The sequence below is a fragment of the Luteipulveratus halotolerans genome (assembly GCF_001247745.1).
Taxonomy (GTDB): Bacteria; Actinomycetota; Actinomycetes; order Actinomycetales; family Dermatophilaceae; genus Luteipulveratus; species Luteipulveratus halotolerans.
In genome coordinates this window covers 1,070,895-1,087,697 of record NZ_LAIR01000002.1, presented here as the reverse complement: position 1 = coordinate 1,087,697, position 16,803 = coordinate 1,070,895, and the positions used below count along the sequence as shown (strand labels likewise).

Annotated in this window: 14 protein-coding genes; 9 read left to right on the top strand and 5 right to left on the bottom strand. The window is 70.4% G+C overall.

Features of this window, described 5'->3' with window-relative positions; translation table 11 throughout:
- Positions 1-115: 115 nt before the first annotated feature.
- From VV01_RS05740 to VV01_RS05725, 4 genes are read left to right on the top strand one after another with little or no spacing between them, the layout of a single operon-like run.
- Complete coding sequence (locus VV01_RS05740) at positions 116-1,873, top strand: L-lactate permease (protein ID WP_050669050.1); 1,758 nt, start codon at positions 116-118, stop codon at positions 1,871-1,873.
- Positions 1,870-2,613, top strand: coding sequence for a (Fe-S)-binding protein (locus VV01_RS05735; protein ID WP_050669049.1), 744 nt, complete (start codon positions 1,870-1,872; stop codon positions 2,611-2,613). The genes VV01_RS05740 and VV01_RS05735 overlap by 4 nt, the downstream gene beginning before the upstream one ends.
- Complete coding sequence (locus VV01_RS05730; protein WP_050669048.1) at positions 2,610-4,118, top strand: LutB/LldF family L-lactate oxidation iron-sulfur protein; 1,509 nt, start codon at positions 2,610-2,612, stop codon at positions 4,116-4,118. The genes VV01_RS05735 and VV01_RS05730 overlap by 4 nt, the downstream gene beginning before the upstream one ends.
- Positions 4,115-4,744: a LutC/YkgG family protein gene (locus VV01_RS05725; protein ID WP_050669047.1), complete on the top strand. Its 630-nt coding sequence runs from the start codon at positions 4,115-4,117 to the stop codon at positions 4,742-4,744. The genes VV01_RS05730 and VV01_RS05725 overlap by 4 nt, the downstream gene beginning before the upstream one ends.
- A 10-nt stretch (positions 4,745-4,754) precedes the next feature.
- On the opposite strand, the gene VV01_RS05720 is transcribed toward VV01_RS05725, so the two are convergent.
- From VV01_RS05720 to VV01_RS05710, 3 genes are all read right to left on the bottom strand, one after another.
- Positions 4,755-5,441 carry a DedA family protein gene (locus VV01_RS05720; RefSeq protein ID WP_050669046.1) on the bottom strand — a complete coding sequence of 229 codons (687 nt, stop codon included), beginning with the start codon at positions 5,439-5,441 and terminating at the stop codon, positions 4,755-4,757.
- A gap of 92 nt (positions 5,442-5,533) precedes the next feature.
- Positions 5,534-6,280, bottom strand: a complete 747-nt coding sequence (gene dapB / locus VV01_RS05715; protein ID WP_050669045.1) for a 4-hydroxy-tetrahydrodipicolinate reductase — start codon at positions 6,278-6,280, stop codon at positions 5,534-5,536.
- A 72-nt stretch (positions 6,281-6,352) separates the two neighbouring features.
- The gene (locus tag VV01_RS05710; RefSeq protein ID WP_050669044.1) at positions 6,353-8,074 is read right to left on the bottom strand and encodes an alkaline phosphatase D family protein; all 1,722 of its coding nucleotides are present in this window, start codon (positions 8,072-8,074) and stop codon (positions 6,353-6,355) included.
- Positions 8,075-8,288: 214 nt separating this feature from the next.
- Here VV01_RS05710 and VV01_RS05705 point away from each other — a divergent pair, with 214 nt between their 5' ends.
- Together VV01_RS05705 and VV01_RS05700 are read left to right on the top strand one after the other, a co-directional pair.
- The gene (locus tag VV01_RS05705) at positions 8,289-9,116 is read left to right on the top strand and encodes a phytanoyl-CoA dioxygenase family protein (protein WP_082220840.1); all 828 of its coding nucleotides are present in this window, start codon (positions 8,289-8,291) and stop codon (positions 9,114-9,116) included.
- 111 nt (positions 9,117-9,227) lie between these two features.
- Complete coding sequence (locus VV01_RS05700; protein WP_050669042.1) at positions 9,228-11,489, top strand: hypothetical protein; 2,262 nt, start codon at positions 9,228-9,230, stop codon at positions 11,487-11,489.
- A 70-nt stretch (positions 11,490-11,559) separates the two neighbouring features.
- On the opposite strand, the gene VV01_RS05695 is transcribed toward VV01_RS05700, so the two are convergent.
- Together VV01_RS05695 and rpsO are read right to left on the bottom strand one after the other, a co-directional pair.
- Complete coding sequence (locus VV01_RS05695) at positions 11,560-14,046, bottom strand: polyribonucleotide nucleotidyltransferase (protein WP_050669041.1); 2,487 nt, start codon at positions 14,044-14,046, stop codon at positions 11,560-11,562.
- Between the two features lie 180 nt (positions 14,047-14,226).
- On the bottom strand, positions 14,227-14,496 hold the full coding sequence (gene rpsO / locus VV01_RS05690; protein WP_050669040.1) for a 30S ribosomal protein S15: 270 nt from the start codon (positions 14,494-14,496) through the stop codon (positions 14,227-14,229).
- Positions 14,497-14,690: 194 nt separating this feature from the next.
- Here rpsO and VV01_RS05685 point away from each other — a divergent pair, with 194 nt between their 5' ends.
- From VV01_RS05685 to dhaL, 3 genes are read left to right on the top strand one after another with little or no spacing between them, the layout of a single operon-like run.
- Positions 14,691-15,119, top strand: coding sequence for a hypothetical protein (locus tag VV01_RS05685; protein ID WP_050669039.1), 429 nt, complete (start codon positions 14,691-14,693; stop codon positions 15,117-15,119).
- 55 nt (positions 15,120-15,174) lie between these two features.
- Positions 15,175-16,179 (top strand): dihydroxyacetone kinase subunit DhaK, encoded by a 1,005-nt coding sequence (dhaK, locus tag VV01_RS05680; protein ID WP_050669038.1) that lies wholly within the window; start codon positions 15,175-15,177, stop codon positions 16,177-16,179.
- A complete protein-coding gene (gene dhaL, locus VV01_RS05675) occupies positions 16,179-16,802 on the top strand; it encodes a dihydroxyacetone kinase subunit DhaL (RefSeq protein WP_050669037.1) in 624 nt (207 codons plus the stop codon). The genes dhaK and dhaL overlap by 1 nt, the downstream gene beginning before the upstream one ends.
- The last annotated feature ends 1 nt before the right edge of the window (position 16,803 follow it).

Sequence of the window (16,803 nt, the reverse complement as noted above, 5' to 3'; positions counted from 1 at the left end):
CGCGGCAGCCGTCCACCACCGGCCGCTCGCCAGATCGCCGTCGGGGCCCTATGATATGGGTCACATATTGGTCTGACCATTAGATCTCACGCTCGTCCGACCCCGGAGGTGTCCTGTGCTCGTCGCGTCGTACAGACCTGAGCTCGCGCCCGTCGCCGACAGCCTCTGGCTCTCGGCGCTCATCGCGCTGCTGCCCCTGCTGACCGTCTTCCTCACGCTCGGCCTGCTGCGCTGGCCGGCGCACTGGGCGGGCCTGACGTCCCTCGGTGTCGCCGTCCTGGTGGCCGTCCTCGCCTACGGCATGCCGTTGGACCTCACGCTGCTCTCCGCGAGCGAGGGCGCGGTCTTCGGCCTGATGCCGATCATGTGGATCGTCTTCTGCGCGATCGTGCTCTACCAGGTCACCGTCGTCAGCGGCCGGTTCGAGGACCTGCGCGCGGTGTTCCATCTCATCTCCGGCGACCCGCGCGTCCAGGCGATCATCATCGCCTTCTGCTTCGGCGGACTGCTCGAGGCGCTGGCCGGCTTCGGTGCCCCGGTCGCCATCACCGGCGTGATGCTCATGGCCGTCGGCTTCTCACCCCTGCGAGCCGCCGCCGTCGCACTGCTCGCCAACACCGCACCGGTGGCGTTCGGCGCGATCGGGACGCCGATCATCACCGCGGGTGCGCTCACGAAGATCGACTACAACGACATCGGCGCGTACGTCGGTCACCAGACTCCGCTGCTCGCGGCGTTCGTCCCGCTGCTGCTGGTCTTCATGGTCGACGGACGACGAGGCCTGCGGCAGACCTGGCCGATCGCCCTCACCGTCGGCCTGGTCTTCGGCGTCGCCCAGTGGCTCTCTGCGACGTACGTCTCGGTCGAGCTCACCGACATCGTCGCCAGCCTGGCAGCCCTGGCCGCCGCCGTCGTCCTTCTGCGGGTCTGGTCACCGCAGGGCGGCCGCGACGCTCAGGAGCACATGGCGGCCGAGCGCGAGCGCGACCTCGTCGGCGCGACCGTCGCCGTCGACGGGGCCGGTCACGACCGGACCCGGTTCAGCACCTCGGGTGCGACAGCAGCCGACGGTCCGAAGGACGTGACCGACGTCGCGGACATCGACGCACGGGCCCGCTCGCTCACACCAGGCCGCATCGGCATGGCCCTGCTCCCCTACCTGCTCGTCATCGCGGTGTTCTCGTGCGCCAAGCTCATCGACCCCGTCAAGGAGTGGCTCGCCGGCACGGACGCGAAGGTCGCCTGGCCCGGGCTCGACGGCAACGTGCAGACCGTCACCGGCAAGACGAGCACCTCGACGGTCTACCTGTTCCAGTGGTTGTCCTCGCCCGGCACGCTGCTGCTGATCTGCTCCGTGGTGGTCGCGCTGATCTACCGCGTCTCGCCGCGAGAGTGGCTCACCGAGCTCAGCGGCACCGCGGTCAAGCTGCGGTTCGCGTTCCTGACCGTCGCCTCGGTGCTGGCGCTCGCGTACGTCATGAACCTCTCCGGCCAGGTCATCACCATCGGCACCTGGATCGCCGGGGCCGGTGCGGCGTTCGCGTTCCTCTCGCCGCTGCTCGGGTGGCTCGGGACGGCGGTCACCGGGTCCGACACCAGCGCGAACGCACTCTTCGCCACACTGCAGCAGACCGCCGCCGACAAGGCCGGCATCGACCCGACCCTGCTCGTCGCGGCCAACAGCTCGGGCGGCGTCGTCGGCAAGATGATCAGCCCGCAGAACCTCACCATCGCGGCGACGTCGGTGGGTCTGCTCGGCAAGGAGTCGGAGATCTTCCGCAAGGTCGTGCTGTGGAGCGTGGGACTCGTGATCGCGATGTGCCTGCTTGTCGGGCTGCAGCACACCGTCCTTTCGTGGATGCTGCCCTCATGACCCGCGTCGCCCTGTTCGCCACCTGCTTCAACGACACGATGTGGCCGCAGACCCCGCAGGCCACGGTCCGGCTGCTCGAACGCCTCGGCGTCACGGTCGACTTCCCCGCCGCCCAGACGTGCTGCGGCCAGATGTTCACCAACACCGGGTACGCCGACGAGGCGATCCCGCTGGTGCGCTCGTTCATCGACGTCTTCGGCTCGTACGACGCCGTGGTCGCCCCGAGCGGGTCGTGCACGGGTTCGGTGCGCGACCAGTACGCCGACCTGGCCGCGCGCGCGGGAGACCCAGGGCTCGCTGCCGACGTCGCGCAGATGACCCCTCGGGTCCACGAGCTGTCGGAGTACCTCGTCGACGTCCTCGGCGTGACCGACGTGGGGGCGTACTTCCCTCACCGCGTCACCTATCACCCGACCTGCCACTCGTTGCGGATGCTGCGTGTGGGCGATCGGCCGCTGCGACTGCTGCGCGCTGTCAAGGGCATCGACCTGGTCGAGCTGCCCGGCGCCGAGGAGTGCTGCGGGTTCGGCGGCACCTTCGCGATGAAGAACGCCGACACCTCCGTGGCGATGGGCGGCGACAAGGTCCGCCACATCCGTGAGACCGAGGCCGAGGTGGTGGTCGCCGGCGACAACTCCTGCCTCGCCCATATCGGCGGCCTGCTCGACCGACAGCGGTCAGGGGTGCGCAGCATGCACCTGGCCGAAGTTCTCGCCTCGACCGAGGAGGAGCCCGCATGAGCAGCCCTGCACGTCACCAGAGCAGCGCTGGAGGGCAGGACATCCCGCACGCCAGGACGACGAGCACGTTCGTCGGGATGCCGAAGTTCCCCGCCATGGCCAAGGAGGCACTGGCCAACACCCAGCAGCGCCACAACCTCAACCACGCCACCCACACGATCCGCGCCAAGCGCGCCGAGGTCGTCGACGAGGTGCCCGACTGGGAAGCCCTGCGTGTCGACGGCGCCGGCACCAAGGACCGGGTCCTCGCCGACCTCGACACCTACCTCCTACAGCTCGAGGACAACCTGACCCGGGCAGGGGCGACGGTGCACTGGGCACGCGACGCCGACGAGGCCAACCGCATCGTCGTCGACCTGGTGCGCGCCCAGCAGGTCGAGGAGGTCGTCAAGGTCAAGTCGATGGCCACGCAGGAGATCGAGCTCAACGAGGCGCTCGAGGCGGCCGGCATCAGTGCATGGGAGACCGACCTCGCCGAGCTGATCGTCCAGCTCGGGCACGACCGCCCGTCGCACATCCTGGTGCCGGCGATCCACCGCAACCGCAGCGAGATCCGCGAGATCTTCCGGGCGGAGATGGGCAAGGTCGGCAAGCCCGCACCCGATGACCTCACCGATGACCCGGCGCGCCTCGCCGACGCAGCGCGGCTGCACCTGCGGGAGAAGTTCCTGCGGGCGAAGGTCGCGGTGTCCGGGACCAACTTCGCGATCGCCGACACCGGCACCCTCGTGGTGCTGGAGTCCGAGGGCAACGGTCGCATGTGCCTCACGCTTCCCGAGACGCTCATCTCGGTCGTCGGCATCGAGAAGGTGCTGCCGACCTGGGACGACCTCGGCACCTTCATGCAGCTGCTCCCCCGGTCCAGCACGGGTGAGCGGATGAACCCCTACACCTCCACCTGGACGGGCGTCACGCCCGGCGACGGCCCCCAGGAGGTGCACGTCGTTCTGCTCGACAACGGGCGCACGTCCGTGCTCGCCGACGAGGTCGGCCGCCAGGCACTGCGGTGCATCCGCTGCTCGGCGTGCCTCAACGTCTGCCCGGTGTACGAGCGCGCCGGCGGGCACGCGTACGGCTCGGTCTACCCGGGTCCGATCGGCGCGGTCCTCACGCCCCAGCTGCGAGGCACCGGCAGCAAGGTCGACCAGTCGCTCCCCTACGCCTCGAGCCTGTGCGGTGCGTGCTTCGACGTCTGCCCCGTGCGCATCGAGATCCCGAAGCTGTTGGTACGCCTACGAACTCAGGTCGTCGACGAGCACCGCGGCGGCGCGCCGTCGGCGGAGGCCGTCTCGATGAAGGCAGCGGCCTGGATGTTCGCCGACCACCGCCGACTCGAGAAGGCACAGCAGGCGGTCACCGCGTCCTCGCGGCTCTTCGGGCGTCGTACGTCGCTGGAGAACCTGCCGTGGCCGGCCACCTCCTGGAGCACCGCCCGCAACGCACCGGCACCACCGCGTGAGACGTTCAGGCAGTGGTGGCTGCGTACCCACGGGGAGGACGCATGAGCACCGCACGCGAGGAGATCCTGCGCCGGGTCCGAGCCGCGCAGGGCGCACCGCCGGACAGCACGCCCGCCGAGCTGCCCGCCCGCCCGGACAAGGAGCGCGGCGCCGTCATCGACGAGTTCGCCGAGATCACCGCCGACTACCGGGCCGTGGTCGAACGATGCTCCGCCGACGACATCAGCGCTCGTGTCGCTGCAGCCCTGTCGACGTACGACGTCCGCACCGTCGTGGTGCCGCCCGGGCTCGACGCCGGCTGGATGCGCGACGTGGCTGCGGAGCACGTCCCCGACGACGAGCTGACCGCCGCGGCGCTCGACACGATCGACGCCGTCGTCACCGCAGCAGCCGCAGCCATCGCCGACACCGGGACGATCGTGCTCGACCACGGAGCCGACCAAGGTCGCCGCGCGCTCACCCTCGTACCCGACGTGCACGTCTGCGTCGTGCGCGAGAGCCAGGTGTACGCCGACGTGCCCACCGGCGTACGGGCGCTGCGGCCCGCGGTCGAAGCAGGACGCGCGCTCACCTGGATCAGCGGGCCGAGCGCGACCAGCGACATCGAGCTGCAGCGGGTCGAGGGCGTGCACGGCCCGCGCACGCTGCACGTGATCGTGGCCGGCGACTGATCGGGTTCCGTCAGGAGCGCTCGCGCGCCGTCGCCTCACCGGCAGCGGCGACCTGCACATCGGCCGATGTCTCGTCGCGGGTCGCCGCAGCGCTACGGCCGCGGCGGCGCTGCAACCACGCGCGGAACACCTCGATCAGGGCCGACACGACCAGGGCCATCCCGATCCCGAGCACGAGGCCCTTGATCGGCTCGTCCTGGAACGCCGCCCCGCCGATGTAGCCCATCAGGCAGCCGTGCGTCGCCCACACCAGCGTGCCGAGCGCGTCCCAGGCGCTGAACCGGCGCAGCGGATAACGGGTGGCGCCGAGCACGAGTGTGGTGGCGATGCGGCCCCACGGGATGAACCGCGCGACGACCAGCGCCATGCCGCCGCGCCGCTCGAGCATGACCGTGGCGGAGGAGATCGCCCGGCCCCAGCGGCTGTCCGGGTCGACCCGAGCGATACGACCGGACAGCAGCCGGCCGAGGAAGAACGTCGCATGGTCGCCGACGAACGCACCGAACCCGGCCGCGAGGATCACCAGGAACAGGTTGGGCGAACCGGTCGAGCCGGCGTACACCCCCGCCATGATGAGCGGTGCCTCGCTCGGGAACAGGGGTACGACCGAGTCCAGGGCCGACATCCCGAAAAGCCCTGCGTAGACCCAGGGCGAGCCCATCAGGTGCTCGATCCAGCCCAAGATCGCGTCGATCACGTCCCCACCACGCCCCGCATGTCGTCACGCTAGGTCGACCAGGCGACCAGTGTCTGAACTCCGAATGACGCTCGCGCGCCGAAGGCCTCGGCTCAGAGGCCGAGGAAGTGCTCGAGCCCGACCGTCAGGCCGGGGTGCTCGCCCACCCGGCGTACGCCGGTGAGGACGCCGGGCATGAAGCTCACCCGGTCGAACGAGTCGTGGCGGATGGTCAGCGCCTCGCCGACGCCGCCGAACGCCACCTCCTGATGGGCGACGCGACCGCGCAGGCGCAGCGCGTGCACCGGCACACCGTCGACACGGGCGCCACGAGCACCGTCGGGGTCGCTCGTCGTGGCGTCGGGCACGTCGCCGAGGCCCGCCTCGCGACGCGCGTCGGCGATGAGTGCAGCGGTGCGGGCGGCCGTACCCGACGGCGCGTCGACCTTGTCGGGGTGGTGGGTCTCGACGACCTCGACCGACTCGTAGAAGCGGGCTGCCTGCTGCGCGAACGACATCATCAGCAGCGCGCCGATGGCGAAGTTCGGGGCGATGAGGACGCCGACCTCGGGCTGCGCAGCGAGCTGGTCGCGCAGAGCGGCGAGCCGCTCGTCGTTCCACCCCGTGGTGCCGACGACCGCGTGCACACCCCGCTCGACGCAGTGCGCGATGTTGCTGGGCGAAGCGTCGGGCACGGTCAGCTCGACCGCGACCTGGGCGCCTCCGAGGTCACCGAGGTCGTCGCCGGCGTCGAACCGCCCGACCAGGTCGAGGTCGTCGGCGTCGTCGACCGCCTGACAGGCCTGGCTCCCCATACGGCCCGAGGCCCCGATCACGGCAACGGCGATGCGCTCACTCACGCGTCCAGGGTACGAGCGTCCGACCTCAGTCGTCCGCGCCGCCCACCATGCAGGCCGCCGGTGTCAGACGCGTCACACCGGTTGTCGGCTCGCCCCTTCGACGTCGCCGACGTGGTCGACGGCGACATCGGCGACGTCGGCGACGACGCGCAGCACCGGTGCGTCGTAGCGGTCGTCGACCACGTCGCCCGTCACCCAGCGCAGCGCGAGCGAGCCGTCGTCGCGCACGTCGGCGACGGCGAGGTTGTTGTCGAACCACGGGCCCTGCGTCAGCGACCACTCGTACGCCGGGTCGGGCACCCGATCTGCGCGAGAGGCAGCCCACCGCATCGGACGGGCCAGCCCTCGCCCGAGCAGCGAGGTCAGCACGCGAACGTGCCTGGGCAACGGGTTGCGGATGGGCGAGCACACCGCCTGCCGCACCCGAGACTCGAATCCGTAGCGCTGCCAAGGGATCTCGGCGACGTATGAGTGGTGCACGTCTCCCGACAGGAACGTGATCGTCCGGGGCGCCGCGCCACGCCGGCCACGCGCGACCTCGGCGACCATCTCGAGCACGCGCGCGAACGACCCCTGGAACGCGCCCCAGTGCTCGAGGTCAACGGCCTGCCGCAGCCGCTCGCCCGCCCGGGCCGCGAGGCGCCCGTACACACCCTCGGACATCGCCTCGTCGATGGCCTCCAGGTCGTGCAGGCCCGGCGGCATCAGGAAGGGCAAGGACGTGCCGATGAACAGGTGCTCGACGTCGCCGCGCAGCTGCTGATCGAGCCAGGCCTCCTCGTCGGCGTCCAGCATCGCGCGGTGGCCGGGCCGCAGGTCACGCGCAGCCCGCGAGTCGATCATGATCAGTCGTCCGCGACCGAGGTCGCGGGTGTAGCTGAACCGGTACGCCGCCGGGGTGCGATCGACCCGCTCGGCCAGCCCCCGGACCACCGGCGTGAGGTCGAGCTCGTGCTCGGCCCCGCTGCGCTCGTGCTGCTGCACCACCTGCCACACCTCGTCGGCGGCCAGCTTGTCCGGCGCGAGGTTGCCGAGGTGCTGGTAGACCCAGTACGACGACAGCGCTCCGACGATGCGCTCGTGCCACCACGGCGTGGCGTTCATCTCGGCGTGCCAGGAGGCCGAGGTGTTCCAGTCGTCGCGCACGTCGTGGTCGTCGAAGATCATCGCGCTCGGCAACGTCGAGAGCAGCCACCGGTTGGACGGCTCGGACCAGGCGATGTCGTACAGGTGGGCGTACTCGGTGTAGTCCTTCAGCTCACCGACGGGCTCGGAGTCGCGTCCACGTCGCTGCGCGATGAACGCCTCCATCTGCTCGGAGATCTCGTCGGCGTAGACCTGATCGCCGAGCAGCACGAGCACATCCGGCCACGAACGCACGTCAGGGTGAGCCGCCATGTCGAGCGCGTACGCCCGCAGTGCGTCGACGCCGTGGGTCGCTGTCGACTGGCGGTCGTGCGGCACGCTCGTCCGGCACGACCCGAACGCCACGCGCGGCGCCTTGTCCTCGCGCAGGGTAGCGATCCGGCTCGGCGGGAACACGCTGCCGGGCTCGGGCCAGACGAGCTCGTCGTCGATCGCCACGGAGTAGTCGTTGACGGTGCCGGGCTCGAGATGGTCGATGACGACCAGGGCGTAGTGGAAGCCTTCGACCCCGAACGTCCTGGCCGTCGTGGAGCGCCCCGCGCACGTCACCGTGACGTGGGCAGCCTCCCGGGTCTGCACCCACACGGTCGCGGTGGTGCGAGACACGTGGCGCAGCAGCGGACCGAGGACCAGGGATGAGTCGGACATCGGGACAGTGTCCACCACGGGTCCGAACCTCATGGCCGTACCCCGTGAGCGGCGCCCACGGACCGGGCGGCGTGGATGCCTGCGCGCTCGACGCAGGTTTGGCACACTGGACGGCACCGGGAAGACCCGGCATGCACCACGCGGGCCGCGCACGGCGTACGGTCGGTGGGTCAACGGGTGCATACCCACACGCTTGCGAAGGGATGGCACAGGCATGCCAGTGCTGGATAGGCCGGTCGACGTCGACGGGTTCTGGAAGGACGGATACACGATCGTCAAGGGCGTCTACAGCCCTGAGGAGATCGAGGCGTTCCGCGAGGCATGCCGTCAGGGCGGCGGCCACAAGGGCGGCGACCTGCTGGCCCGTCCGCTGCTGCGCTCGGTGCTCACCGACGGCGCGATGATCGGCATCGCCAAGAAGATCCTCAAGAGCGACGAGATCTGGTACGGCGGCGACAGCTCGTTCACGATCAACTCCGCCGGTCGTGGCTGGCACAAGGACAACGCCGACCGCACCGACGGTGACGCGCCCGACTGGAAGTCCGACTACACCCAGCTGCGCTTCGGCATCTACCTGCAGGACCACACCGAGCACACCGGCGGCCTCAACCTGCGACGCGGGTCGCACAACGTCGTGCCGCTGAGCGAGGGCGAGAACATCTACGTCAAGTCGGCCGTCGGCGACGTGGGCGTGTGGAGCATGCGCATCACCCACTCCGGCAACGGTCAGCTGCTCAAGGACGGCAGCACCACCGACCCCAACGACACGACCCCGGTCGACCCGAGCCTGCTCGCGGACAAGGACGGCGACCGCATGGCGATCTTCGCCGCGCTGGGCCTGGACGACGAGCACGCGGCGCGCTACACCGAGTACCTCAAGACCCGTAAGTACATGGCCGACGTGTGGCGCTACGGCCAGTACGACGACGCGGCCCGCCAGGCGGCCAAGGACGCCGGTCTGATCCTGCGTGACGTGCCGAGCGAGGTCGTGGGCGACCCCAACGCCGGCAAGAACGCCGACTGGGCCCCCATCCCCTACTGATCCCGTTCTCGGGACAGCACCCGAAGGGTCCGGCACCTCCTCCGAGGAGCCGGACCCTTCGCGCGTCATACTGCGGTGCGGAAGTGCCCTGGTGACTCAGGAGGGACGGGGATGACGACGTTGACGGAGGCGCGGGGGTGGACCCGGCCGGTGTCTCGCGGCCTCAGCATCGTGGCCGTTCTTGCGGCCGCAACGGTCTTCGTGACCTGCACGATCCTGGACTCCGGCGGCCTGCCGGTCCTCGCGGCGCTGGAGGCCCTCGGCGCCATCGCGCTCACGCAGCTGTTCCCCGGCGTGCTGCTGTGGCGGTGCGTGCGCCCGCGCGAGGGCTGGCTCGTCGAGGACCTGGCCTGTGGCCTCGCTCTCGGCACCGGGCTCACGGTCCCTGCGCAGATCCTCGGCGGCACGCTCGACGCACGCTGGCCGGCGTACGCCGTGCCGCTGGGTGTCGCAGCCGTTCTCCTCGCCCTCCCCCTCACCCGCGGGCGCATCCGTACGGCGCGGTGGGCGCCGGTCCCCTGGTGGTTCGGGGTCGTCCTCGGCGCAGCGTCACTCCTCGCCCTGCCCCAGCTGATCAACTTCGTCACCTCGCACCCGGTGCGCTGGACGGTGCCGACGAGCGCGTCGCCGGACCAGCAGTTCCACCTGGCGCTCGCCGGAGAGCTGCTGCACCGCGGCCCGAGCGGCTGGCCGATGGTTCAGGGCGAGACGCTCGGCTACCACTGGTTCGGGCACGCCTGGCTGGCCCAGGTCAGCGCCGCCACCGGGCTGCCGCTGGACGAGGTCCTGCTTCGCGTCGCCGCGTTCCTCATGCCCCTGGTCATCGTGGCGGCCACCGCCGCACTCGCACTGCGCCTCACGTCCACGGCATGGGCCGGCGCAGTCGCTGCCGTCCTGGTCATGGCGGGTGCCGCGTTCAACCCGTGGGGCGAACGCATCGTCTCGATCCCGGTCAACCCCGAGTCGTTCACCCTCGGCCTGAGCGCACCGCTGCTGCTGTGCCTCGTCAATCTGCTGACCCTGCGCTGGCGGGGTCTGGCGGAGCGCGGCTCGGTCGTCCTGGTCCCCCTGCTCACCATGGTGTGCGCCGCGACCAAGGGCTCGACGGTTCCGGTCATCATCGCCGGCACCGGCATGGCGGCGGTGGCCATGCTGCTGTGGCGCCGCGACCGCCTGCGACTGGTCGCCCTCGATCTGCTGCTGCTGGTCGTCGCGCTCGCGGTGACGCTCAAGGTGGTCTTCAACGGCTCGGCGGGCGGGCTGACGTTCGACCCGGTCGCAGCCGTCAACCACACGTTCTTCTCCGGTCAGGTCCAGGGCGTCGACGACGTCGGCGCGCAGGTGATCGCCGGCGTGGTCACGGTCGTCGGCGGGCTGACCCGCGCCCTGCTCGGGTTGTGCGTGGTCCTGCGTCGCCGCACGGTCAACGGTCGTCTCGACCCGGTCGCCTGGCTGCTGCTCGGCGCGGCTCTCGGCGGGTCGCTGGTGCCGGCGCTGTTCATCCAGCCCGGCATGAGCCAGTACTACTTCACGATCTCGGCGTTCCCTCTGGCCGCGGTCGCCTCGGCGGTCGGAGCCGTGGTGCTCGCCGAGCGGTTCGGGTCCGCGGCCCTGCGCGGCTGGGCCGTGTTCGGGGTCCTCGGCGGGCTCGCGGTGTGGTGGCTGCCGACGGCGGTGCTCGGACCGGTCCACATCGACGACCTCGCGAGCGCCAACCGGGTCCTGATCGGCGGGGTCGTGACCGCGCTGGTCCTCGGTGCGGCCGCGGCGGTGTTCAGCCGCCGACGCCGGCCGGCTGCTGTGCTCGCGACCGCCACGATCGCCGTGATCGCCTCCGGCGCCGTCGGTTCGCTGATGTCGTTGCGTACGCCCGTCCGCCAGCCTCCCGGCCCGGCCAGTGTGCTGGCGCGCGGGGTCGTCACCCAGGGACAGATCGACGCCGCGACCTACATCCGCAGGCACTCGGGTCGGCACGACGTGGTCATGACCAACCGGCACTGCACGGTGCCGGTGCCCGCACCGGGCGAGCCGTGCGAGAGCAGACGGTTCCTGGTCGCCGGCTACAGCGAGCGTCAGGTCCTGCTCGAGGGCTGGGCCTACAGCCCGACCATCGGTCGGATCGCGCCCGAGGCGCGCACGTCGCTGACGCACGCGTTCTGGAACCCCTCGCTGCAGCGGCTCAACGACACGTTCTACACCGCGCCGACCGCTGCCGCCCGTAACCTGTTGTGGCGCAAGGGTGTTCGCTGGCTCTACATGGACAGCGCCATCCGGCACAAGCAGCGTCTGGCGCCGTTCGCCCAGCTGCGCTTCACCGCTCGTGACGGCACGGCGACGGCGTGGAAGATGATCCCCCCGCCCAGGTCGTCCTGACCACCGCCGTCGACGACGACGGCCCGGCACCTCCCGCAGGAGGTACCGGGCCGTCGTACTGCCGATCAGGTCAGCCGGCGTCCTCGGAGGTGGCCGGCGCCGCAGCGTCGGGCTCACCCTCGTCGGAGCTCTGCGACGGCTTGTCGCCGCCCTCGGCGTTGCGGCCACGGCCACGACCACCGCGACGACGACGCGGGCGCTTGCGCTCCTCGCCACCCTCGCCGGCCTCGCCACTCTCGTCGCCGTTGTCGGCGCCGTCGGCCGCGGGAGCCTCGGCAGCGGGAGCGTCCGCCGCGGGGGCCTGCGCTGCCGGAGCCTCGGCAGGTGCCTCGGCGGCCGGAGCGTCCGCGCCGGCCTCCTCGACGACCGCGAGCGAGAGCTTGCCGCGCGGGTCGATCTCCTTGAGCTCGACCTGGACCTTCTGGCCGATCTTGAGGACGTCCTCGACCGCGTCGATGCGCTTGCCGCCGACGAGCTTGCGCACCTCGGAGATGTGCAGCAGACCGTCCTTGCCGGGCAGCAGCGACACGAACGCACCGAACGTCGTCGTCTTGACGACCGTGCCGAGGAAGCGCTCGCCGACCTCGGGCATCTGCGGGTTGGCGATCGCGTTGATCGCCGCGCGCGCAGCCTCGGCCGACGGGCCGTCGGTGGCACCGATGTAGACGGTGCCGTCGTCCTCGATGGAGATGTCGGCGCCGGTGTCCTCCTGGATCTGGTTGATCATCTTGCCCTTCGGGCCGATGACCTCACCGATCTTGTCGACCGGGACCTTGACGCTGATGACGCGAGGAGCGAACGGGCTCATCTCGTCGGGCGCGTCGATGGCCTCGTTCATGACGTCGAGGATGTGCAGGCGCGCGTCGCGAGCCTGGGTGAGCGCGCCACCGAGCACGTCGGCGGGGATGCCGTCGAGCTTGGTGTCGAGCTGGATCGCCGTGACGAACTCCTTGGTGCCGGCGACCTTGAAGTCCATGTCGCCGAAGGCGTCCTCCGCACCCAGGATGTCGGTGAGCGCGGCGTACTCGGTCCGACCGTCGACCTCAGCCGAGACCAGACCCATCGCGATACCGGCCACGGGTGCGCGCAGCGGCACACCGGCGTTGAGCAGGGCCAGCGTCGAGGCGCAGACCGAACCCATCGAGGTGGAGCCGTTGGAGCTGAGCGCCTCCGACACCTGGCGGATGGCGTACGGGAACTCCTCGCGCGTCGGCAGCACCGGCATCAGGGCACGCTCGGCGAGCGCACCGTGACCGATCTCGCGACGCTTCGGCGAACCTACGCGACCGGTCTCACCGGTGGAGTAGGGCGGGAAGTTGTAGTTGTGCATGTAACGCTTGCGCGTCACCGGCGACAGCGTGTCGAGCTGCTGCTCCATGCGCAGCATGTTGAGCGTGGTGACACCCATGATCTGGGTCTCGCCGCGCTCGAAGATCGCCGAGCCGTGCACGCGCGGCAGGACCTCGACCTCGGCGCTCAGGGCGCGGATGTCGGCGAGGCCACGGCCGTCGATGCGGACCTTGTCGCGCAGGATGCGCTCACGGACGAGCTTCTTCTGCAGCGAGCGGAACGACGCGGAGATCTCCTTGTCGCGGCCCTCGAACGCCTTGCCCTCGCCGGCCAGGTCAGCCTTGAGCTGCTCCTTGATCTCATCGAGCCGGCTCTCGCGCTCCTGCTTGTCCGCGATCTGCATCGCGGCGGTGGCGTCGGCGAGACCGGCCTTCTCGGTCGCGGCGTACGCGTCGTCCTGGTAGTCCAGGAACAGCGGGAACTCCTGCACCTCCTTGGCAGCCTTGGAAGCCAGCTCGGCCTGCGCCTCGCACAGGACCTTGATGAACTTCTTGGACGCCTCGAGGCCCTCGGCCACGATCTCCTCGGTGGGGGCCTGCTTGCCCTGGTTCTTGACCAGGTCCCAGGTCGACTCGGTCGACTCGGCCTCGACCATCATGATGGCCACATCGGCGTCACCGGCTGCGTTCGTTACCAAGCGACCGGCGACGACCATGTCGAACGTCGAGCGCTCGATGTCGGAGAAGTTGGGGAACGCGACCCACTGACCGTCGATCAGCGAGACGCGGGTCGCGCCGATCGGGCCGGAGAACGGCAGACCGGAGATCTGCGTGGACGCGGACGCGCCGTTGATGGCGAGCACGTCGTACTGGTGGTCGGGGTTGAGCGACAGCACCGTGATGACGACCTGGACCTCGTTGCGCAGGCCCTTGACGAAGGCCGGGCGCAGCGGGCGGTCGATGAGGCGGCAGGTGAGGATCGCGTCGGTGGACGGGCGGCCCTCACGGCGGAAGAAGCTGCCGGGGATCTTGCCCGCGGCGTACATGCGCTCCTCGACGTCGACCGTCAACGGGAAGAAGTCGAAGCCCTCGCGCGGCTGCTTGCCGGCCGCGGTGGTGGACAGCAGCGTGGTGTCGTCGTCGAGGTAGCAGACGACGGCGCCGGCGGCCTGCTTGGCCAGCCGTCCCGTCTCGAAGCGGACGGTACGGGTGCCGAACGAGCCGTTGTCGATGCTCGCCTCGGCGAAAGTGATCTCTGGACCCTCCATGGGCCCTCCTGTTCTTCGGTGTTCAGACCACGGATCGTCGTTGTCCGTGAGTCGTCCTTCTCGGTGGGCGTACGCCGCACGCTCGCCAGGGTGCGAGTCATGCGGTCGGTCGTACTCCCCTCCTACGCCTCAAGGCGGTCACCCGGAGGTGACCGCCTTGAGGTCGTAAGTCTGTGGTGATCAGCGACGCAGACCCAGTCGCTTGATCAGCGAGCGGTAGCGCTCGATGTCGACGCTCTCGAGGTAGCGCAGCATCCGCTTGCGCTGACCGACGAGGAGCAGCAGGCCACGACGGCTGTGGTGGTCGTGGGGGTGCTGGCGCGAGTGCTCGGTGAGGTCCTTGATGCGCTGCGTCAGCATCGCGATCTGCACCTCGGGCGAACCGGTGTCGCCGTCCTTGGTGGCGTACTCGGTCATGATCTTCTGCTTGGTGGCAGTGTCGAGAGGCATAGTGAGGCGACTCCGTTTCGTCTGTCGTTGCGCGGTGCTCCTGGGCATGTCCACCAGGGCGCTCTGTCTCCGCGGCCGGTTCACGGCAGGTTCAACGGTAGCAGCGCCCGTCATTCCGCCCTAATCGGCGCTTCACGGGTGCAACCGGGCCAGTCTGTCGCACGTCTGTGCTCCCAGAGGTGAGGGAGGTCGACATGCGCACCGGACGTTGCGTGCTCGTGCTCGCTGCGGTGACGCTCGCGGGCGTGCTGTTCTGGGTCGCCGTCGGGATCGGGGTCTACCACCACCGCAGCGACGCGGCTCCCGCCCAGCAGGAGAAGTGCACCGAGCGGATCGACGTCAAGTGCACCGACATCCCGCTCGCCAAGATCGAGAAGGCCTCACACCTGGACCTGCCGGACGGTACGCAGGTGCTGGAGTCGTCGTACACCCGCTTCCAGGACTGGCAGCTGACCGCGACGGTACGCCTCCCGGCCGGGAGCGCTTCGCCGGTGGACTCCCCCGCCGCCGAGCCCTACTACGGCGCCGACGGGCCGGGTCCGGACGGCGCGTACTACAAGGCGACGCAGCGCCACGAGACCGACGGGCGGCTCGTCATCGAGCTGGAGATCTTCACGACCTGACCCCGTGTCCTCAGAACCTCTGGCGCGGGGCCTCCCGGTGTGCTCGCATGGGTGCATGAAGAAGCTCATCAACGACCCCAACGACGTGGTCGTCGAGGCGCTCACCGGCCTGGCCGCTGCTCACCCCGACCACCTCCGGGTCGACCTCACCGACAAGGTCGTCTACCGCAAGGACTCCCCCGTTCAGGGCAAGGTCGGGCTCGTCTCCGGCGGGGGTTCCGGGCACGAGCCGATGCACGGCGGGTTCGTCGGGCTCGGCATGCTCGATGCCGCCTGCGCGGGCGAGGTGTTCACCTCACCCGTGCCCGACCAGATGATGGCCGCGACCAAGGCCGTCGACGGTGGCGCCGGCGTCCTGCACATCGTCAAGAACTACACCGGCGACGTCATGAACTTCGAGATGGCCGCCGAGCTGGCCGACGCCGACAGCGGCATCGACGTACGCACCGTGGTGACCCAGGACGACGTGGCGGTCAAGGACTCGCTCTACACCGCCGGACGCCGGGGCGTGGGCGTGACCGTCCTGCTGGAGAAGATCGTCGGCGCAGCGGCCGAGGCGGGGCGCCCGCTCGCCGAGGTCGCCGATCTCGCGACCAGGGTCAGCGAGAGCGGGCGCAGCATGGGGCTGGCCCTCACGTCGTGCACCGTGCCCACCGCGGGCAAGCCGACGTTCGCGCTCGCCGACGACGAGTTCGAGCTCGGCATCGGCATTCACGGCGAGCCGGGCCGCGAGCGCAAGCCGATGGCGCCGGCCCGCGAGCTGGCCGAGCAGCTGCTCGAACCCGTCCTGGCCGACCTGCCGCGTGCGGACGGGCAGCCTGTCATCGCGTTCGTCAACGGCATGGGCGGCACTCCCCTGCTCGAGCTCTACCTGATGTTCAACGAGGTCACGCAGATCCTCGACAAGGCGGGTGTCCCGATCGCGCGGTCGTTGGTCGGCAGCTACATCACCTCGCTCGAGATGGCCGGCTGCTCGGTCACGCTGCTCGCCGTCGACGACGACATGATCGGCCTCTGGGACGCGCCCGTGAACACCCCCGGTCTGCGGTGGGGCGTCTGATGGCGACGCAGCAACGGTTCGTCGACTGGCTGGGCGACCTGGCCGAGGTGATGGCACGCGAGCAGGGCGCGCTCACGGATCTCGACTCGGCCATCGGTGACGCCGACCACGGCAGCAACATGGCGCGCGGCACGGCCGCCGTCGCCGACCTGCTCGACGACGAGTTCGCTGACACCGCAACGCTTCTCAAGAAGGCCGGCATGACATTGGTCAGCACTGTCGGCGGGGCGAGTGGGCCGCTCTACGGCACGTTCTTCATGCGGATGGCCGGGCCGCTCGCCGGCATCGAAGACGTCTCGGCCGCCGAGCTCGGCGCCGCTCTGCGCGCCGGTGTCGAGGGTGTCCAGCAACGCGGCAAGGCCGAGCCGGGCGACAAGACGATGTACGACGCCTGGCTGCCGGCCCTCGAGGCGTACGACGCTGCGGTCGCGGCCGACGCCGACATCGCTGCGGCGCTCGAGGCCGCAGCGACGGCTGCGGCCCAGGGGCGCGACGCCACCGAGCCCTGGGTCGCCAAGAAGGGTCGGGCCAGCTATCTCGGCGAGCGGAGCGCGGGCCACATCGACCCCGGAGCCGCGAGCACGACGCTGCTGCTGGAGTCGGCCGCACGCACCCTGCGCTGAG